Here is an 18833-nt window from a genome sequence, read left to right as displayed (position 1 = left end):
GATGCCGACAAAGCTCGCAAACGCCAAGCAATTGATCTTTTTTTCAATCTGCTTTTTACTTTTTTCATCACCAGCTTGGGCTGAACCCCACGCGGCTTTTATTTTTGTCGAAAACGCTCTTATTTCCCTCGTCTTTGCCATTCTTGGTCTTGCGGCAGGTATTTTCTTTTTTAGAGAAAAGCGCCATGAGATTGAAGATAGCCCCCATTCAAGCCGCTATCTGGCAGCCATTGAACGTATTTCTCAAGGCTTCACTCTTTTCTTGCGCCCCGATCAGGAGGCAACACCCAAGCAGGCCGTTGAATGGCTTTTGCGTGAAACCGCAAAAACAATTGATGCCTCACAAGTCAGTTTCTGGGTCTTTGAAAACAATCAAACCGCTTTAAAAGTTAAATATTTCTTTGATGCCCGCAGCAATAAGCTTCAAATCAACATGAGAATGTCAAAAGATCGCCACCCCGGCATCTTTGGCACTTTGCGCGGGGAACGTACCATTAGTTTTTCTGATGCGCGCAACGACATGCGCTGCCTTGACCTTATGGAGTCTATGCCTGAAGGGACCCAGCCAAAATCTATTTTGATTGCAACGGTCGGTGTTGGTAAACAAGCTCATGGTACCTTGCAGGTCAATACACGGCGGCGCCTGCGTAAATGGAATGACAGCGACAAACAATTTGCGAGTTCTATTGCGGATTTGATCGCCTTTTATTTATCTACACACGATTTACAGATTACAAAAAAAGCCCTGCAAGGTACCGAAAAACGTTTCCGCGACCTTGTTGATGCCAGCTCTGACTGGTACTGGGAAACCGATGAAGAACATCGTTTCAGCTATTTTTCAGAACAATTTACCTCTCAAACAGGTCTTCCACAGCAAAAATTACTAGGTAAAACACGCAACATCTTTGCTGAAGATGCGGCCATGAGTGCAAAATGGGTCAACCACTGGGATGACCTGCAAAACCACCGCCCCTTTCGTGATTTTCAATATTCAACTGAGGTCAATGGTCGCGATCTTTGCGTCACCATTAACGGCAAGCCCTATTTTGATGAAAATGGTGCCTTTCGCGGCTATCGCGGCACAGGCACGGATATTACGGAAACCAAAACATATAAAACCCGCTTTGAAGAAGGCATCAACGCGCTGCCCAACGGCTTTTTAATGTGGGATGCGGATGACCGTCTGGTCATGTGGAATAAAACTATTTTAGAAATGTTCCCGGTTATTGCCCCTTATGCCAACAGGTCTTTCACCTATCTGGAGCTGATCAAAATATGTGAGAGAGAAAATGCGGTTAAATATCCAAAGCCATTAACAGATGCTTTTTGTAGTGTGATTGTCGCCCAACATAAAAGCTGTACGAGCAGTGAGATTGAACTCAGCAATGGCAAGCACCTTCTTGTTCATGAGCATGCGACCTCAGAAGGCGGGATCGTTGGAATTTACACAGATATCACCAATATCAAAGCCCGTGAAAAAGAGCTCATCCAGAACAAACTCTATTCTGAAGTACTGACCAAATGCAGCAACGTACTTTTCCATGCCCGCAATGAAAGTTTTATCCTCTCTGAAATCTGCCGCATCATCACCGAGACACCACCGTTTGATATCGCTTGGATTTCCCTTTTCAATTCCCCCGGTCAATTGCCGGAATTTTTGAAAATCAACATGCAGCGCGGGCTCGATATCTCCTTGGTCGATCACCGCCCTTCCAGCACATTGAAACAAGCCTTTATCAAGCAGGAGTTCATGGAAATGAACGAGACCCTGCTGCAACAGGCCTTTCCAGATTTTAAAGACAGCTTCATACAAAGCGAGATTAAATGCGCCGGTATTTTCCCCATCTGGATCGACACAAAAATTGCCGGTTTCCTCAATGTGGCAACCAAAGAAAGAAGCAAATTCAAACAACGCCATATCAACCTGTTAAGAGAAATTTCCAATGATGTGGGCTATGGGCTCTCCAGCTTGAGGAGTGAACATAGCCGCCTGATTGCAGAAGAAGCATTGCGTGAAAGTGAAGGACGCTACAGAAGCCTTGTTGATATGTCACCTGATGCCATTTTGGTTTTGGATGAAAACAACAAAATCGTCTTTTCAAACCCTGAAGGCCATGCCCTGTTTGTGACGAAAAACCGCGTAGAAATCCTCAACAGACCGTTCCTTGATTTCATCGTCGAAGATAAGCCCATCTTTGCCCATGCCCCTGATTTTAAGTCTGAAGACCCAACAGAATATCTAAACTCAATCAAACTTCGAAAAACCGATCAAACGATCTTCGAAGCAGATATCACCTCACGCCCGGTTTCCTACGCTGGCTTAACCACACGCTTGCTGATTATTCGTGATGTGACAGAAAGAAATCGGGTGAATGAGCATCTTGCCCAAACCTCCAAGCTTGCCACCCTTGGAGAAATGGCAGCAGGTATTACACACGAATTAAGCCAGCCTTTAAATATCATGCGCTTTGCGGCTGAAGGCAGTTTGCTCAAAATGAGCAAAAATAAAATCACTGAAGAAGAAATTCAAAAACAGTTTGATCTTATCAGCATGCAAAGTGGCCGTATGGCCGATATTATCGACCATATGCGGGTCTTTAGCCGCAAAGATACAGGCAGCGTAGAAACCTTTGACCCCACACTGGTAATCAGTCAATCCGTGGATATGGTCGAAGCACAGTTTTTAGCAGAAGGTATTCAGCTTGAGGTGCGCTACCCCGCGCATTATGGTATGCTTAAAGGCCGCCCCATTCAGCTTGAACAGGTTATTCTAAACCTAATCAACAATGCACGCGATGCCATCAACCAACGCCATCAGAATTTAGGTGACGATGAAATTGCAGAAAAAATAATTTCAGTGCTGATGATTTATGATCAAGCCGATCATGAGATTAATATCGCCGTGACTGATAATGGTGGCGGCATCCCTGAAGAAGCTTTGGCAAAATTATTTGACCCCTTCTTCACCACAAAAGAAGTCGGCAAAGGAACAGGCTTGGGCCTTTCTGTTAGCTACGGCATTATTGCAGCCATGGGCGGCATTATCAGGGCGCGCAACATTCACAAAGGTGCCAGGTTTGATATCAACCTACCTTGTTTTACCCCTCAAGAAAAAGACGAACAACAGGTCGAAAATGCTTCCCCTCTTGAGATTGCACAGACTTATGATGAAGACAATACACCGGACGAAGACCTTGAGTTTGATGTAGATGGTGCCAGCGTACTTGTTGTTGATGATGAAATTTATGCGGCAGAAGCCATGATGGAATATCTCTATTCCCACGGCCTCCAAGTCAATATCGCGAGTAATGGTGAAGAAGCACTTGAGCTTTATGACCTTGACCCTGTCGATGTTGTCGTAACGGATATGCGAATGCCTAAAATGGATGGCTATGTGTTGATCAAAAACCTCAAGGAACGCAACCCTGATATCCCCATCATCGTTGTAACGGGCCATACCGGAATGGAAGATATCAGCCAAGAAGACCTAAATAGGCTTGCCTTTAGTATCCTTAAAAAGCCTGTTAGCCTGTCTGAATTATCATCACAAGTAGAAAAAGCAGCTCAATCTATTGGAAAAGATAAGATTTCTACTTTTGGTGATTGAGAATCGCGCGTCATTAACATATGATATGCGCAAATTTAAAAAGTGGAATAAAAATAAATGAAAATCCTTATTGCAGATGATCACAATCTTGTACGCGAAGGTCTAAGGCCTTTTATGGAAGAACTCGATCCAAACGTTACGATTGTTGAGGCTGCATCTTTTGACGAAGCCTATGCGCTTGCTGACAAAACAACTGGATTAGACCTTATTCTCATGGACCTGAAAATGCCGGGTATGAACGGCTTTGATGGGTTGATTAAAATGTGTGACACACACACTGATACCCCCGTTGTTATCCTGTCAGGCCATTTTAACCGCCATGATGTGCTTGAAGCTGTTGAGCGCGGTGCAGCGGGTTATGTGCCTAAAACCATCAGCGGGTCTGCCATGGTCAATGCATTGCGCCTTGTATTGTCCGGTGAAAAATATATTCCGTCCGCTGCCTTTCAAGATACACCAGAAGACAATGACGATAGCCCCATTGGTCGCAGCGCAAATAATGCAGCGCCAAAAGATGGCCCGCTGTCTCGTCTGAGTGATCGTGAAAAAGAAATCCTCGGTCATTTGATCGAAGGTAATACAAACAAGGAAATTGCGCGCAAGCTTGGCCTTCAGGAAATCACCGTTAAGGTCCATCTGCGCAACATCTATCGCAAGATGGAAGCAGCCAACCGTGCACAAGCAGTGCGCATTGCCCTTCAAAACGGCTGGCAGACTTAAAAGCGTCTTTTTTCAAAGAGACATAGAGACAAAAAAGAACCCTCTGACCAAAATGGTGAGAGGGTTCTTTTTATTCTTAGGCGTAAAGAAAAGGCTTATTCTTTAGAAGATGCCTCAGTGCTTTCCTGCACTTTGCTTTCTGCTTTTTCTTCAGCTTTACCAAGCTTGGCCGCACGTGCGCGTGCAATGATCACCAGCTTTTCAAGATCAGCTTCCGTACATAGACCCAATGTTACAGGGTTGCGCGGTGTGATATTGGTTGAATTCCAGTGCGTCTTATCATCAATCGCCTTAATTGTCGGTTTTGTAGTTCCCAACAGTTTTGCAATTTGCACAGGCTGTAATTCAGGGTGGTTTTTCAACAACCATGCAATACCGTCTGGACGGTCTTGGCGTTTTGATACAGGCGTGTAACGTGCACCTTTACCTCGTGCCTTAGGCATCGGGTTGGTTGATTTAGCAAGTTTCAAGCGTGAAGCTGGGTCAGCGGCACAACGGTCTAGTTCAGCTTGTGTAAGCTGACCATTGGCAAGCGGGTCAAGACCCTGCATTCCCATACCAACATCGCCATCGGCAATTGCCTGAATTTCCAACTCGTGCAAACCACAGAAGTCAGCGATTTGAATAAAGCTGAGAGCCGTGTTTTCGACAAGCCAAACGGCCGTCGCCTTGGGCATAAGAGGCAGCGCCATCTCGTTGATCCTTTTCTTACTTTAAGATGTCGATTATATAGAATCGACCAAAATGATATTTGCCCTACTATATAATCGACTTTTCGCTCAGGTCAAACCTCTTCCATGAAGAGAGATCAACTTTCTACTTTGAGCACGATTTTTCCGATATGTTGAGAGCTTTCCATCAACTCATGGGATTCTTTGGCCTGATCCATTTCAAAACTACTGTGCAACACAGGTTTCACAGCCCCTTTTTCAAGCAAAGGCCAGACTGTTTCCTGCAGTTCTTCAGCGATTTGTGCTTTTACTGCGAGGGGCTGCTGGCGCAATGTAGAGCCTGTGATTTGAAGCTGTTTCATCATCACGCTCATGAAATTAACTTCGGCTTTTGAGCCTTGTAGATAAGCAATGTTGATCAAACGGCCTTTTCTGGCCAAACAGCGGATATTGCGCGCAATATAGTCTCCACCGACCATATCAAGAATCATATTCACGCCTTTTCCACCTGTTGCTTCTTTGATCACATCAACAAAATCAGCCTCTTTATAATTAATCGCCATCACCGCACCCAGTTTGCGACATGCCTCACATTTTTCTTCAGAACCTGCTGTCGTATAGACTTTTGCCCCCAATACGGTAGCGACCTGAATTGCCGTTGTGCCGATTCCACTGGAACCACCATGCACAAGCAAGCTTTGACCTTCTTTTAAGCCCCCTTGAACAAACAGGTTAAACCAGACCGTAAAAAACGTTTCCGGCACAATCGCAGCTTCTTCCATGCTTAAACCTGCCGGGATGGGAAGGCATTGCTGGGCGGGCACATTACAATATTGTGCATATCCCCCGCCATTGGTTAGCGCGCAGACCTTATCACCCACACTAAGGCCAGCAACATCACCACAAACCGCAACAATTTCACCCGCGACTTCAAGGCCAAGCAGGTCAGAAGCCCCTGGGGGTGGCGGATAAAGCCCTTTTCGCTGAATAACATCAGGACGGTTCACACCAGCAGCCGCAACCTTGATCAAAACTTCACCATCAGCCAGCTCAGGACGTGCGCGTTCTGCCATTTGCAGGACCTCAGGCGCGCCCGGTTCGCTGATCTCAATACATTTCATCGTCTGTTGTGGCATAGCGCACTCACTTAATTATATTTCAAAAAGTCATTTGATAGTTGATAGAAAGAAATAACGAGCCTGCGCAAAAGTCAACGTTTGTTGCGCTGCAGCAACTATTTTTCTTGACCCATGCCATCACAGCCCCCTAGATTGGGGCCAGCCGAAAAGGCAAGTTTGACAGGTTGAGGCCATAAAAATAAGGGCTGTCGTTATTTATATAACGGCAGCCCAATTAATTTGTACTTCCTTCTTCTCAGAACAGTTTAAAAGCTTATGATGAGTTTTTTCATTTAAGCGTTGCCGTTTTGGGTGATTCCGGCTAGAAAGCCGCGTTTGGAAATTTTTCGCGATGATAGCGCGGACAGGGATATGACTGACAGAGCATTATTGCCCACGGGCCTAGAAGATGTATTACCGATCGATGCACAATATGAAGCATCCGTTGCAGACCATCTTATGAGTACATTTGCCTCCTTGGGTTATGACCGTGTCAAACCCCCAATGATTGAATTTGAAGATAACCTTCTTCAAGGCAGTGGCGAGGCTATTTCAGCCCAGACCTTCCGTGTGATGGACCCTGCCTCACAGCGTATGCTTGGGATTCGCCCTGATATGACGGTTCAGGTTGAACGCATCGCCTGCACACGCCTTGTCAATGCCCCACGCCCGCTGCGACTGAGCTATACGGGTCAGGTTTTGCGCGTTAAAGGCTCACAACTGCGCCCAGAGCGCCAATTCGGTCAAGCTGGTGTTGAGCTTATTGGTTCAGATGCACACAGCAGTGATTGTGAAGTGATTTTGCTGGCTGTTGAAGCACTTACAAATGCAGGGGCAAAAAACTTAAGTGTCGATCTTGGCTTGCCTTCATTGGTGCCTGCTATTTGCGAAAGCCTTGATATTGATGATGAAACAAAATCACAATTGCGCACAGCCCTTGATCGCAAAGATGCCGCAAGTGTCAAAGCCCTTGGTGGTAAGGCAGCAGATCTATTTAGCATTTTGCTTGATAGCGCAGGCCCGGCAAAACAGGCCATTGAGACGCTTAAAAGCTTAAAACTCGACGGTAAAGCCCAATCGCTTTGCCAGTCCCTCATCAGTGTGTATGAGCTGGCAATAAGCCAAAGCCCTGAGCTTAACATCACAATTGATGCGGTTGAAAACCGTGGCTATGAATATCACACAGGCGTGACCTATACATTTTATGCCAAAGGCGCACGCGGTGAATTGGGCCGTGGCGGGCGTTATGTGGCGGGTTCTGGGGAAGCCGCAGTTGGCTTTACCCTCTTTATTGATAGCCTCATGCGGGCCTTGCCAAAAGCACAGGCCCCTGAGAAATTATTTGTTCCTTTTGGAACTGATGCACAAGAAAGCGCGAAATTGCGCCAACAAGGCAATATCACAGTTAACGGATTGCAAGACGAATCTGATGTTTCGGCAGAAGCCAAACGTCTGGGATGCAGTCATATTTTCTTAAACGGAAAGATTGAACCGCTTGTCGGTTAAAGCGGTAAAACGGAGTATATACCAATGACAAACGTAGTCGTAGTCGGTTCCCAGTGGGGTGACGAAGGTAAAGGCAAGATTGTTGACTGGCTTTCTGAGCGCGCAGATGTGGTCGTTCGTTTCCAAGGCGGTCACAATGCTGGACATACACTTGTTATTGATGGTGTAAAATATAAACTCAGCCTGCTGCCTTCTGGCACAGTGCGTGGTGGCAAACTTTCTGTTATCGGTAATGGTGTGGTCATCGACCCCGCTGCCCTGCTTGAAGAAATGGACACCATTCGCGGCCAAGGTGTTGAGATCAACCCTGAAAACCTGGCAATTGCTGAAAATGCCTGTTTGATCCTGCCGGTTCACCAAAAAATCGACCATGTGCGCGAAGAAGCGTTGGGTAAAGCCAAAATCGGCACAACAGGTCGCGGCATCGGCCCTGCCTATGAAGATAAATGTGGTCGCCGCGCCATTCGTTTTGGCGATCTGGCTGACCCAGATACATTGCCTGCCAAGGTGGAAAAACTTCTTGCCCACCATAACCCGCTGTTGCGTGGTCTTGGTCATGATGAATGGAGCGTTGAAGAAGTTCTCGCCCCTCTTTTGGAAATGGCCCCAAAACTGACACCATATTCACAAATCGTCTGGCAACTGCTTGATGATGCCAAATCCAAAGGCCAACGCATCCTGTTTGAAGGTGCGCAAGGTACGTTACTTGATGTTGATCATGGTACAGTACCGTTCGTGACGTCATCTAACACCGTTGCAGGCCAAGCTTCTGCGGGTTCTGGTATGGGTCCGGGCTCACTGGATTACATCCTTGGCATCACCAAAGCTTACACAACACGTGTAGGTTCTGGCCCCTTCCCAACAGAATTGTTTGACGAAGTTGGTCAAGGCTTAGGCGAGCGCGGTCACGAGTTTGGTACGGTTACAGCACGCAAACGCCGTTGTGGCTGGTTTGATGCGGTTTTGGTCCGCCAAGCCGTTAAAGTCAACGGCATCAATGGTATTGCCCTGATGAAGCTAGACGTTCTTGATGGTATGGAAGAGCTTAAAATCTGTACAGGTTATAAGCTTAATGGTGAAACCATCAAACATCTGCCATCAAACCCGGCACAACAGGCTGAAGTTGAGCCCGTTTACGAAGTGATGGAAGGCTGGAGCGACAGTACAGAGGGTGCACGCACCTGGGCTGACCTGCCTGCAACATGCGTGAAATACATCAAACGCATTGAAGAACTTATCGACACGCCTGTTGCGGTTTGTTCAACAAGCCCTGAGCGTGAAGATACAATTTTGGTGACTGATCCGTTCAACGGGTAATTATCTCAGTCCTATAGATTTACACTTAAAAAGCTCTGGATGATAAATCTGGAGCTTTTTTTATATTTATTCACACCCTTTTAACAGTTTAGCTTTTATGATGAATGAGATTTTCGATATGATTTCCGCTACCATGTGCACAGTGGTGGGTGAAACATACCGAAATTGGGCGTTATAGAAAGATAAGATCCATAAATGGCCGAACAGGAAAACCAAAATGCACAAGATCAGGCTCAAGCCGATCAAGCTGCAGCTCAGCCAAAAGCTGAGCCACCAAAGGCAAAGGGTAAACCCGTGCCTCCTGTTGTGCTGGATCGCTATAACATTAACCCCGCCATGCCGATCCCTGAACTTTGCACCCCATCAGCCAAAGCCTATGTAGCTGAAGACAAACGTAATACCGAGCGCAAACTCTTCGCCCTTGTTTGCCCGCCCTTCCTTGGGGCCCGTACTGGTGTTATGGATGTTTTAAAAGGCGCGAATATTCGCGGATCCATGAACCTTGTGGAATGGGGCACCGTTCACTGGCCCTTAATCAGCCAGCGTACCGTTGTTGTGATTTATGAACGCCCGACAGGTGGACGCCTGCTTGACCATCTGGGTCAAATCTCTCAACATGAAATGGTGCGAAAAATCATCGAGCCCTTATGCCATGGCTTAATGGAACTGTCTTCGCGCGGTGTTTCGCATCGACAAATTCGCCCCTCCAACCTCTTTTTCCTTGATGGCTCCCTTGACCGTTTGGTCCTTGGTGATTGTACAACCGTACCACCGGGATATGACCAACCCATTCTTTTTGAAACGTTAGAACGTGGCGCTGCCCCGCCTGCCGGGCGTGGGGCTGGCGACGTTGCCGATGATATGTACGCCTTTGGGGTGTCTGTCATCTTTGCCATTGCCGGGGGCAACCCTGTGCCGCAATTGCGCACCGATGATGATATCCTTTATTCAAAGATGATCGAAGGCTCCTATACCACACTGATTGGTCAAGAAGTCATACCCCCAAATATGGTGGAATGTCTGCGCGGCCTTCTCTCTGATGATGAACATGAACGCTGGAGCCTTGAACAGCTTGATCTCTGGATCAATGGTCGGCGTTTAACCCCCATCCAGAAAAAGTCTGCACGCAAAGCCAAACGCTATATTGATTATGCCGGGCGTGAACATTTCAACACCCGCACGCTTTCCCTTGCCGCAACACGTATGCCCAGCCAAGTTGACAAGCTTGTCAAAGATGACATGTTGGAAACGTGGCTCAAGCGCGACTTGGAAGATTCTGATCTCTCCGCTGCGGCCTCAAACGCCATTCATATGGCACAATCACAATCTGGTGATAAAGATGTGCTGGCAGCCCGTATCGGGATTGTGCTCGATCCGACCTTACCGATCCGCTACAAGGATTGCTGGTGTATGCCTGATGGCTTTGGGACAATGCTTGCCCATTCCATCTTACATAAAGGTAATGCAAACTCACCGATTGAATTGATCACCCGTGGCCTGCCACGCGCTTGGTTTGATGCTCAAGATACCTATAACCCGGTCTATGTGGCCCTTGAAAAGAACTTTGACCAGCTTCTTGATTTTGTTCAAGAACGCAAAATCGGTTATGGGGTTGAGCGCGTCCTTTATGAAACCAACCCGACCATGGCCTGTCAGAGCCCCTTGTTGGTTGAGGAATATGTCACAACCATTAAAGACCTCATGCCCGCGCTTGAGCGCATTTCAGCCAAGGTCGATAAAAAGAAAAAACCGATTGATCGCCATATTGTCGCTTTCATTGCAGCACGGCTAAACCAAAATATTGACCCTCATGTCAAAGCCGTTGGCGATGATCGTGAAGAGATTGCGACATTAGGCATGCTCAGCCTGCTTGCCCTTGTGCAATGGCGCACCAAAGCGGGCACCATGATGGGCTTTACCAGTTGGGTGGGTGCCCATATGGGCCCCGCGATCAAAGCCTATCACAGTAAATCCATTCGTGAAGAGCTTGAAAAAGAAGTCCCAAAACTTATTCGCAAAGGTAACCTTGCTGACCTGTTCAACCTGCTTGATAATGCAGAACAGCGCGCGCAAGATCAGATAGAGTTCGATGAAGCTTGCAGTGAATTTGAAGAAGCTGAAAACGAAATAAAAGACATTCAGAATAACGAGAAATCCCTGCAGAAAAACTCAAATCGCATGGGGCAACAAGCTGCTGCTATGACATCCATTGTCATCTCCCTGTTAATCATCACCGTGACCTTCATCGGTCGGCTTTGGTAAGGGGAAACTATAATGGCAAAAGCAAAAATGACGGTGAAGAAGCAACAAGGCGGTGGCCTCATGCTGCTTGGCATGATGGCACTGTTTGCAGCTGTTATCTTGATGCTGGTTTCCATGGCATCACTGGTGCTTGTCTGTTTTGGTATGTTGCCAACATTTGTCGCCGTTCTGATTGACCGCTCCCCACAACGCTTTGCATTCATCAGTGTTTTAGCCATGAACTTTGCCGGTATTTTCCCTTATCTGCTGGATTTATGGATGGGAAGCAACAGTATGTCTGTTGCCATTGATACCCTTACCGATGTGTTCTCTCTCTTTTTGATGTATGGCTCAGCGGGTCTTGGCTGGATTTTATTTATTGTCACACCCCCCATTGTTACCACCGTCATGACCTTTATTGCCCAGCGACGTGTTTCTGTCTTGCGCGCAAGCCAAAAGAAACTACTTGGCGAATGGGGTGATGCGGTCACTAAAGAAGAGGTGGTTGGCGAGCCCGGTGAGGCCAAAGAACCCGGTGCACCAGCCGCAGAACCCAAAGCCCCGAGGGGCTAGAGTATTTCAAAGAAAAAACGCCCGATCCATGATCTGGGCGTTTTTTTATAGTTAGATTGAGAAAGCAAAATCAGAAATTATCACGCATTTCCTTTTCTTTCATGCGTTGTTCAAGCATGGCATTTTTCATAGATTTTTGTAATTTTTCAAATGCACGTACTTCAATCTGACGAATACGTTCACGCGATACACCATATTGCTGAGATAAATCTTCAAGTGTCGTTGCCTTATCTTGTAAACGACGCTCAGTCAGGATGTGACGTTCACGCTCATTTAAAATACTTAAGCCCGACTCCAGCATAATACGACGATTATCAAGCTCTTCTTTTTGAGCGAGTTCTTTTTCCTGATTAACCTTGTCATCAACCAACCAGTCAATCCACTCACCTTCCCCATCCATACGTAGCGGGGAGTTCAAGCTATGATCTGAACTGGCGAGACGGCGGTTCATCTGAATGACTTCTTCTTGTGGAACGTTCAGTTTTTCAGAAATCGCTGTCACATGCTCTGGGTGGAGGTCACCTTCTTCAATGGCCTGCATTTGCCCTTTAAGCTTACGCAGATTGAAGAAAAGCTTCTTTTGGGCCGCTGTTGTGCCCATTTTGACAAGGGACCAAGAATGGAGGATATATTCCTGCATAGAGGCCCTGATCCACCACATGGCATATGTTGCCAAGCGGAAACCACGTTCGGGGTCAAAGCGTTTTACCGCCTGCATCATCCCGATATTGCCTTCTGAGATAAGTTCGCCAACAGGTAGGCCATAACCGCGATAGCCCATTGCAATTTTTGCAACAAGACGCAGATGGCTGGTTACGAGTTTATGAGCAGATGCATCATCTTCACGGTCTCGCCAATTAACGGCCAAACTATATTCTTCCTCGACGCTCAGCATCGGGAACTTTCTGATTTCATTAAGGTACCGGGAAAGATTACTTTCCGGTGTGAATGTAAGTCCTAAGGTATTATTCGCCATGTGCCATTCCCCCTATCGGATATGGATTACACGGATAGCTCGGCGGAACCACCCGTCATGGATGCCCTCCTTAATTAAATCCCCTTCACTATTTATAGTACCTAACTCTACAGCTCGGGTATAGATAAAAATTATATTTTCTTCAAAAAGTCACATAACTCGTTGATTTCAGAAGGTAAGTCATTTTCAAAATGCATCTCTTCTTTTGTTCGCGGGTGCAAAAACCCTATAATATATGCGTGTAATGCATGGCGTTGGAACCCGCTAAATTCCGCCTTTTGCTCTGCATTGAGCAAACGCAAAAACCGTGGCGGCGTGCGCCCATATAAAGCATCCCCGACCACCGTATTGCTTTTATTGGACATATGCACCCGTATCTGGTGGGTTCGCCCCGTTTCAAGGCGACACTCCACTAAAGAGGCATGCAAGCCAATCTGCTTAACCAAGGAATAATTGGTCGCAGCTGTTTTTCCGCCCTTTGTAACCACCGCCATTTTTTTGCGATTCTGCGGACTACGCCCGATATTGCCTTCAATGCGGCCCTTTTTCGGCTCCGGCAGACCCCAGACCACAGCTAAATAAGCACGCTCAAGGGAGTGTTCAGCAAATTGTTCAGATAAGGCCACATGGGCAATATCGTTTTTCGCCACCACCATCAGACCGCTGGTCTCTTTATCAAGGCGATGGACGATCCCGGGGCGTTTTACCCCGCCTATACCGGAAAGACTATCCCCACAATGATGCAGCAAGGCATTGACCAAGGTCCCGGTATAATTACCTGCCGCGGGATGAACAACCATACCAGCAGGTTTATTCAAAACAATCAGGTCATCATCTTCATAGACGATCTCAAGCGCAATATCTTCGGGCTCAGGCTCATATTCCTTTGCTTCAGGAATTTTAAAAGAAAAACACTGTCCTGATTTGACCCGAAGCGACGGGTCGGTTATGGTCTGGCCCGAAAGAGTAACTACCCCTTCTTCGATCAGGGCTTTTAGTCGTGAACGCGATAGACCACTTTCTCCTAAAGAAAGAAGTTTATCCAAACGAATCCCTTGATCTTTGTCTTGGGTGGTTATTTCAAATGTATCTGTCATAATCACTAAGCTAGAGTAAAAAAGATGGGAAGAACAGTACTGGTTTCAGCCGTTGTCGGCATGGGAGTTTTAATCATCCTTGGCATGATTGCTCTGGTTTACGGCCTAATGCAGAAGGCAGACAACCCTGATTTTAAATTTTTTGATCTGGCAACAGAAGCACCTGAGCTTGAAAAAGCGCTAAAAGACATTGAAGTCCCGCTTGTTGGCAAGAAAAGTGAAGCTGAAACAGTTGCCCCAACAGCGGCCCCTGTAAGCGTTGTGGCCCCAGTGCGTGCTTTTGGCGATATGCGCATTGAGATCCCAACAGGCTATAAAGTGGTGGAAACCGATATAGATTCTCAACGCCTTGTGCTGCGCCTCATCAATGAGGTAGGTATTAACCGTTTGATGGTTCTTGATATCAATACGGGTGCAAAACTTGGTGGATTGTCCTTACACCCTGCTCAATGATCCTCTCACAAGCTGATTTTGATCGATTATTAGACTTCACAAAACAGGCCCATCCTGAAGAATGTTGTGGCCTGATTGTGGGGGATGGGGAAACTGTTGAGCGGCTCATGCCATCCGCCAACATCAGCACAGGCGATAAGACAAAAAGTTTTGAGCTTGACCCAAAAGTGCGTTTTGAGCTGATCCGTGAAAGCGGGGAGCGCAGCCTGATGGGGTTTTATCACTCTCACCCCAATGGAAATCCTTTTCCATCAAAAACAGATCGTTCCATGGTTTATGAGCCCGAACTGCTCTGGGTCATCACCACCTGTAAAGAAATCAAAGCTTTCCGCTTTAATGAAACAAATCAGGACTTTGAAGAGATTCCCATTCGGGTTAAGCTATAAGAAAGCAAAAACCGAACTGGAGGGTGAGATGAATTTCTGTAGCGATAATACGACTGGTGTCTCCCCGGAAATATTGGACGCTCTCACCCAAGCCAATACGGGTACCGCCATGCCCTATGGTGAAGATGAGCTCACAGCAAAAGTTCAAAAACGCTTTAACGAGATATTTGAATGTGAGACCACTGTCTTTCTCACCAGCACAGGCACATCGGCAAATGCCTTGGCCTTAGATGCACTGACGCCGTCTTATGGTAGCATTTATTGCCATAAGGATTCTCATATCAACTGTGATGAATGTGGTGCACCAGAAATGTTTTGTGGTGGGGCAAAGCTCATCACCCTGCCCGGCCCACACGGCAAGCTCCACCCCGGTGAGCTGGAAACTGCCCTGGCTGCCACCAATGATGCGGTTCACCACACCCAGCCTGCCGCCTTGAGCATCTCACAAGCCAGTGAAGCCGGCACCATTTATGGCCCGGCTGAAATCCATCACTTAAGTGCTGTTGCCAAAGAATACGGGCTCTATTTCCATATGGATGGGGCGCGCTTTACCAATGCGCTTTGCACAGTTGAGTGCAGCCCGGCAGAACTCACATGGAAAGCTGGTATTGATGTGCTCTCCTTTGGCGCGACAAAAAACGGGGCCATGAATGCTGAGGCCATTATCTTCTTTAATCAGAAACTCGCACGCGAAGTTGGCTATATGAGAAAACGCACAGGCCATTTACATTCTAAAATGCGTTTTATCGCGGCCCAATGGGATGCGTTTTTAACCAATGACTTATGGCTTAACAATGCCCGCCATGCCAATGCTATGGCGCAAAAACTCAAATGCGGGCTTGAAACCATTGCAGGGGCTGAACTTTACTTCCCTGTTGAAGCAAACGAGCTGTTTATCTCGCTGCCGGAAAACACGCTACAAGCATTGGAAGATGCGGGATATGGTTTTTATCGCTGGCATGATGCCGGATCGCCTTTGATCCGATTAGTCACAAGCTTCAACACCACAGAACAAGACATTAACGGCTTTATTCAAACGGCCCTTGAAGCTTCATAACGCGCTTTATACGCCATTGCCCAATCTTGTGACACCCGTTGTGATATTGACGTTACCTGCTGGGTTCTCAACACCAAATTTATCGGCAAATTCTTTGAGCGTTTGACCTGTCCAGTTTTTATAAATTTTATCCACTGTACCTTCAGCCAATAAACGCCCAAGGTTTTTGTCCCACAAAACAGCCAAAGGCTTATTTTTCTCGCTAAAGCCCACATATTGCGGGTCAACCATCACAGGGGGCATCAAGGCGCGCACCGCATAGCTCTTGTCTTTTAAGGCATTCTGCGCCCAGAAATAATCTTCCAGATACACATCTGCACGCTTGTGATGCACCATCATAAAGCCACGGTAATCATCTTCCTGCGTATCAGATTTGTCACGAAAGTTCATGACATTCCAACCCTTAAAATTGGAAATTTCTTCTGGATATTCATACGTGTCGATTTTCAACCATGTCTTGCCGTTGAAATCGTCAAGGGAGGTGAAACGCTCTATGGGATCAGCACTATGAACATAAGCTGTCATCACCCAAAAGAGCGCGTGATTTTTACCAACAATGACACCTTCATCATAGGGTGTCACCCCGACAATACCGTCATAGCCGCCCTTTTCAACGCCAGCTAAACAACGGTTAAAGGGAATAATATCAAAACTTAAAGGACGGTTGAGACGTTGGGCAATTTCTTTTGCAATATCAACTGCAATCCCCTGAGCCTCGCCTTGATCATCTTTCAAGGCGTAATAAGGCGGCCATGATTCCGTACATATCTTGAGCGGCTTTTCTTCTGCAAAACTAGCTGCACTTTTAAACAGTACAATACCAAACAGCAAAAAAGCCAATGTCGAATATTTCATAGCAGCGCCCTTAATTTACCTTAATCACATCATAATGTTAGAAGCGATTAACACCTTGGTCAATTCCCTTAATAGTATTTATAAAATACATATTAAGACGAACTACATTTTATAACCGAGGCGCAAGCCGCCCCAGTGACGTCCCTTCACGTTAATCGGTGCAGAAACATCCTTCATAATGATGACGTTGCCCCCACCCATATCACGTAAATATGTCTGCAAGAGATAAGGTTCTTCATTGCGCGCGGCTGCAAAACAGGTGCGATCTTTGAAGAAACGACGATTACGGCAATGGGCATTGTTCCAAACCGGGTCTGAACCTTGTTGCTCAGAATAGATTTTGTTATGAGTTGGAATAAACCCTTCAAGGTTCGCCGCCACACAGAACCCCACACGATCATCAAAATCAAGAGCAGGTTCTGCAATCGGTGTAAAGACACGATCCGTAATACTGACAAATTTAGTCATATGTTGCAGTGGGTCCGTACCCGCAATCTCTTCGTAGTTTTCATCAAACAGGTCTTCAATTGAGATATTGCCGCTATCGATTTCTTTCTCCAAGGCCAATTCAATCTGTTTTGCACGTGATTGAACTTCCTCCACAAAGGGCTGGTCCATGGCTTCATGACCGTAGAGATAATCCCCAAGGCGGATATTAAGATAATCATCAAGCTCGAAATTAACGCTGATTTGCAAACCATCAACTTCCACGACCTCAGCACACATAAAGCCGACATTTTCAAGGTCAAAGCTCACTTCATCACCAACCTTTGCCTTGCCACCACTTAAGCGCATAACCGCACTTTTTTGCGTTAAGGTCAGCACTGTATAATCAACGGTTTCCCCATAAAGGGTTAGTTGACCTTTTTCTTGAGCATCCGCTGTACGCATATGATGGGCAGAAACATCAGAACTTTCCATAATGATCTTAAAGCGATCCACCATATCTTGAAGCATGGTCATCACTTCACCAGAAGATGAGCGAACAAGATTAGTCACTTCACCCACTTCAGCAGATTTATCAAGGATCACACCGACGCGTTCTGATACCCCACGGGTGTTATCCGCAGCAGTCTGGGCATTAGAGCTGATTTCTTGGGTACTGGCTTCTTGCTGTTCAACAGCGCCTGCGATATTGACAGAGATCGAATTAATTTCATCAATTGTATCAGAAACCACCTTGATGGATTTTGCCGCGCCTTCGGTCATATCCTGCACGCTTAAAATCTGCGTGCGGATTTCATCAGTGGCTTGGGCTGTTTGATTGGCTAGTGTTTTTACTTCACTTGCAACAACCGCAAAACCTTTACCCGCATCCCCCGCGCGCGAGGCTTCAATGGTTGCGTTAAGGGCCAACAGGTTTGTCTGTTCAGCAATCGTATTAATCAGATTAACAATTTCGCCAATCTTCTGTGTTGCAGACAACAGGTCATTAACCGTTGTTGTGGCTTGGGAAGATTGATCAACCGCTTCGCTCGCAATCAAGGTTGTGCGCGACATCTGAGTGGCAATTTCACGACTGGAAGCGGCAAGCTCTTCAGTGGCGGCGGCTACAGCCTGCACATTTTCAGAAGCCTGCTCAGCAGAAGATGCTGCACTATTAGATTGTTCTTCCACATCCGTTGTGGCGTTAATGGCATCTTGTGTTGCGGTTTGCAACGTCTGGCTTTGGCGAACAGCTTCGGCAACAGTGCCATTCACTTCACCTTCAAGCGCATCTGATAAAGACATCATCTCACGCTTAAGCGCTACTTCACGGTCTTTTTCCGCCTTGAGAACTTCCACACCGCGCAATTCATTGGCGTTGGTCTTAAAGACCTCAAGGGTGCGGGCCATAGAGCCGATTTCATCTTGCTGATGCGTGCGTGGAATAGAGACCTCGTTATTGCCCTTGCTCAATTCATTCATCACGTTTCGGATATCTGTAATAGGGGACAGCAGACGAACCCGTGTAAACCAGATAAAGAAGAGCAAAAGTGAAAGCAGCATCAACGAGTAAAGAACACTCGCTGCGGTAAGAATATCACCAAGGTCCTGTACACCTGAGACGATTGTCTCAAGTTCCTTGCGATCAGCAACATCTGACATGAAGCTTAACAGGTAAATAGAAGCCCCTGTTCCTGCCACCATTAAAAAGGCAAGTAGACTTGGTATGATCAGACCAATAGCCTTGATCGTCATATTCTGAATAAAAGACATATATTGCCCCCCTTATTATTTTATTATCCATTATAGGGGGTTAACCAGTTAGTATGC

General features: G+C 46.6%; 15 protein-coding genes. 9 read left to right on the top strand and 6 right to left on the bottom strand.

Annotation, left to right across the window (positions count from 1 at the left end; genetic code table 11):
* Window position 1 precedes the first annotated feature (1 nt).
* Both MTBPR1_RS15960 and MTBPR1_RS15955 read left to right on the top strand, forming a co-directional pair.
* A complete protein-coding gene (locus MTBPR1_RS15960) occupies window positions 2–3607 on the top strand; it encodes a PAS domain S-box protein (protein WP_069190034.1) in 3606 nt (1201 codons plus the stop codon).
* 57 nt (window positions 3608–3664) lie between these two features.
* Window positions 3665–4327, top strand: a complete 663-nt coding sequence (locus MTBPR1_RS15955; protein ID WP_069190033.1) for a response regulator — start codon at window positions 3665–3667, stop codon at window positions 4325–4327.
* Window positions 4328–4422: 95 nt separating this feature from the next.
* Here the strand turns inward: MTBPR1_RS15955 and MTBPR1_RS15950 are convergent, their stop codons facing one another.
* Together MTBPR1_RS15950 and MTBPR1_RS15945 are read right to left on the bottom strand one after the other, a co-directional pair.
* Window positions 4423–5019 (bottom strand): DUF1013 domain-containing protein, encoded by a 597-nt coding sequence (locus tag MTBPR1_RS15950; protein WP_069190032.1) that lies wholly within the window; start codon window positions 5017–5019, stop codon window positions 4423–4425.
* Window positions 5020–5135: 116 nt separating this feature from the next.
* Window positions 5136–6134: an NAD(P)H-quinone oxidoreductase gene (locus MTBPR1_RS15945; protein WP_205631262.1), complete on the bottom strand. Its 999-nt coding sequence runs from the start codon at window positions 6132–6134 to the stop codon at window positions 5136–5138.
* Window positions 6135–6488: 354 nt separating this feature from the next.
* Between MTBPR1_RS15945 and MTBPR1_RS15940 the strand changes: the two genes are divergently transcribed.
* The 4 genes from MTBPR1_RS15940 (at window position 6489) to MTBPR1_RS15925 (ending at window position 11753) form a co-directional block, all read left to right on the top strand.
* Window positions 6489–7622: an ATP phosphoribosyltransferase regulatory subunit gene (locus MTBPR1_RS15940; RefSeq protein ID WP_069190031.1), complete on the top strand. Its 1134-nt coding sequence runs from the start codon at window positions 6489–6491 to the stop codon at window positions 7620–7622.
* A gap of 24 nt (window positions 7623–7646) precedes the next feature.
* The gene (locus tag MTBPR1_RS15935) at window positions 7647–8939 is read left to right on the top strand and encodes an adenylosuccinate synthase (protein ID WP_069190030.1); all 1293 of its coding nucleotides are present in this window, start codon (window positions 7647–7649) and stop codon (window positions 8937–8939) included.
* 195 nt (window positions 8940–9134) lie between these two features.
* Window positions 9135–11201, top strand: a complete 2067-nt coding sequence (locus MTBPR1_RS15930; RefSeq protein ID WP_069190029.1) for a protein kinase family protein — start codon at window positions 9135–9137, stop codon at window positions 11199–11201.
* A 12-nt stretch (window positions 11202–11213) separates the two neighbouring features.
* Window positions 11214–11753 carry a hypothetical protein gene (locus MTBPR1_RS15925; RefSeq protein WP_069190028.1) on the top strand — a complete coding sequence of 180 codons (540 nt, stop codon included), beginning with the start codon at window positions 11214–11216 and terminating at the stop codon, window positions 11751–11753.
* Between the two features lie 70 nt (window positions 11754–11823).
* Here the strand turns inward: MTBPR1_RS15925 and rpoH are convergent, their stop codons facing one another.
* Together rpoH and MTBPR1_RS15915 are read right to left on the bottom strand one after the other, a co-directional pair.
* Window positions 11824–12729 (bottom strand): RNA polymerase sigma factor RpoH, encoded by a 906-nt coding sequence (rpoH, locus tag MTBPR1_RS15920; protein ID WP_069190027.1) that lies wholly within the window; start codon window positions 12727–12729, stop codon window positions 11824–11826.
* Between the two features lie 131 nt (window positions 12730–12860).
* On the bottom strand, window positions 12861–13826 hold the full coding sequence (locus tag MTBPR1_RS15915) for an RluA family pseudouridine synthase (RefSeq protein ID WP_069190026.1): 966 nt from the start codon (window positions 13824–13826) through the stop codon (window positions 12861–12863).
* 24 nt (window positions 13827–13850) lie between these two features.
* Between MTBPR1_RS15915 and MTBPR1_RS15910 the strand changes: the two genes are divergently transcribed.
* The 3 genes from MTBPR1_RS15910 to MTBPR1_RS15900 are packed head-to-tail and all read left to right on the top strand — an operon-like array spanning window position 13851 to window position 15722.
* Window positions 13851–14279: a hypothetical protein gene (locus MTBPR1_RS15910; protein ID WP_126465306.1), complete on the top strand. Its 429-nt coding sequence runs from the start codon at window positions 13851–13853 to the stop codon at window positions 14277–14279.
* The gene (locus MTBPR1_RS15905) at window positions 14276–14665 is read left to right on the top strand and encodes a M67 family metallopeptidase (RefSeq protein ID WP_069190024.1); all 390 of its coding nucleotides are present in this window, start codon (window positions 14276–14278) and stop codon (window positions 14663–14665) included. Before MTBPR1_RS15910 ends, MTBPR1_RS15905 begins: the two co-directional genes overlap by 4 nt.
* A 28-nt stretch (window positions 14666–14693) precedes the next feature.
* Window positions 14694–15722 carry a threonine aldolase family protein gene (locus tag MTBPR1_RS15900; protein ID WP_069190023.1) on the top strand — a complete coding sequence of 343 codons (1029 nt, stop codon included), beginning with the start codon at window positions 14694–14696 and terminating at the stop codon, window positions 15720–15722.
* A 6-nt stretch (window positions 15723–15728) separates the two neighbouring features.
* On the opposite strand, the gene MTBPR1_RS15895 is transcribed toward MTBPR1_RS15900, so the two are convergent.
* Entirely contained in the window at window positions 15729–16577 is an 849-nt protein-coding gene (locus MTBPR1_RS15895; protein ID WP_069190022.1) for a substrate-binding periplasmic protein, read from the bottom strand.
* A 102-nt stretch (window positions 16578–16679) separates the two neighbouring features.
* Window positions 16680–18776: a methyl-accepting chemotaxis protein gene (locus tag MTBPR1_RS15890; protein WP_069190021.1), complete on the bottom strand. Its 2097-nt coding sequence runs from the start codon at window positions 18774–18776 to the stop codon at window positions 16680–16682.
* Window positions 18777–18833: the final 57 nt, after the last annotated feature.

The sequence above is a fragment of the Candidatus Terasakiella magnetica genome, assembly GCF_900093605.1.
In the GTDB taxonomy this organism is placed as follows: Bacteria; Pseudomonadota; Alphaproteobacteria; order Rhodospirillales; family Terasakiellaceae; genus Terasakiella; species Terasakiella magnetica.
This window is presented reverse-complemented; position numbering and strand designations above follow the sequence as displayed.

Coding starts and splice junctions, on each gene's coding strand:
- MTBPR1_RS15955 (WP_069190033.1), top strand. CDS start 3,665: ATGAAAATCCTTATTGCAGATGATCACAATCTTGTACGCGAAGGTCTA.
- MTBPR1_RS15895 (WP_069190022.1), bottom strand. CDS start 16,577: ATGAAATATTCGACATTGGCTTTTTTGCTGTTTGGTATTGTACTGTTT.
- MTBPR1_RS15905 (WP_069190024.1), top strand. CDS start 14,276: ATGATCCTCTCACAAGCTGATTTTGATCGATTATTAGACTTCACAAAA.
- MTBPR1_RS15945 (WP_205631262.1), bottom strand. CDS start 6,134: ATGCCACAACAGACGATGAAATGTATTGAGATCAGCGAACCGGGCGCG.
- MTBPR1_RS15935 (WP_069190030.1), top strand. CDS start 7,647: ATGACAAACGTAGTCGTAGTCGGTTCCCAGTGGGGTGACGAAGGTAAA.
- MTBPR1_RS15910 (WP_126465306.1), top strand. CDS start 13,851: ATGGGAAGAACAGTACTGGTTTCAGCCGTTGTCGGCATGGGAGTTTTA.
- MTBPR1_RS15940 (WP_069190031.1), top strand. CDS start 6,489: ATGACTGACAGAGCATTATTGCCCACGGGCCTAGAAGATGTATTACCG.
- MTBPR1_RS15960 (WP_069190034.1), top strand. CDS start 2: ATGCCGACAAAGCTCGCAAACGCCAAGCAATTGATCTTTTTTTCAATC.
- MTBPR1_RS15915 (WP_069190026.1), bottom strand. CDS start 13,826: ATGACAGATACATTTGAAATAACCACCCAAGACAAAGATCAAGGGATT.
- MTBPR1_RS15950 (WP_069190032.1), bottom strand. CDS start 5,019: ATGGCGCTGCCTCTTATGCCCAAGGCGACGGCCGTTTGGCTTGTCGAA.
- rpoH (WP_069190027.1), bottom strand. CDS start 12,729: ATGGCGAATAATACCTTAGGACTTACATTCACACCGGAAAGTAATCTT.
- MTBPR1_RS15900 (WP_069190023.1), top strand. CDS start 14,694: ATGAATTTCTGTAGCGATAATACGACTGGTGTCTCCCCGGAAATATTG.
- MTBPR1_RS15930 (WP_069190029.1), top strand. CDS start 9,135: ATGGCCGAACAGGAAAACCAAAATGCACAAGATCAGGCTCAAGCCGAT.
- MTBPR1_RS15925 (WP_069190028.1), top strand. CDS start 11,214: ATGGCAAAAGCAAAAATGACGGTGAAGAAGCAACAAGGCGGTGGCCTC.
- MTBPR1_RS15890 (WP_069190021.1), bottom strand. CDS start 18,776: ATGTCTTTTATTCAGAATATGACGATCAAGGCTATTGGTCTGATCATA.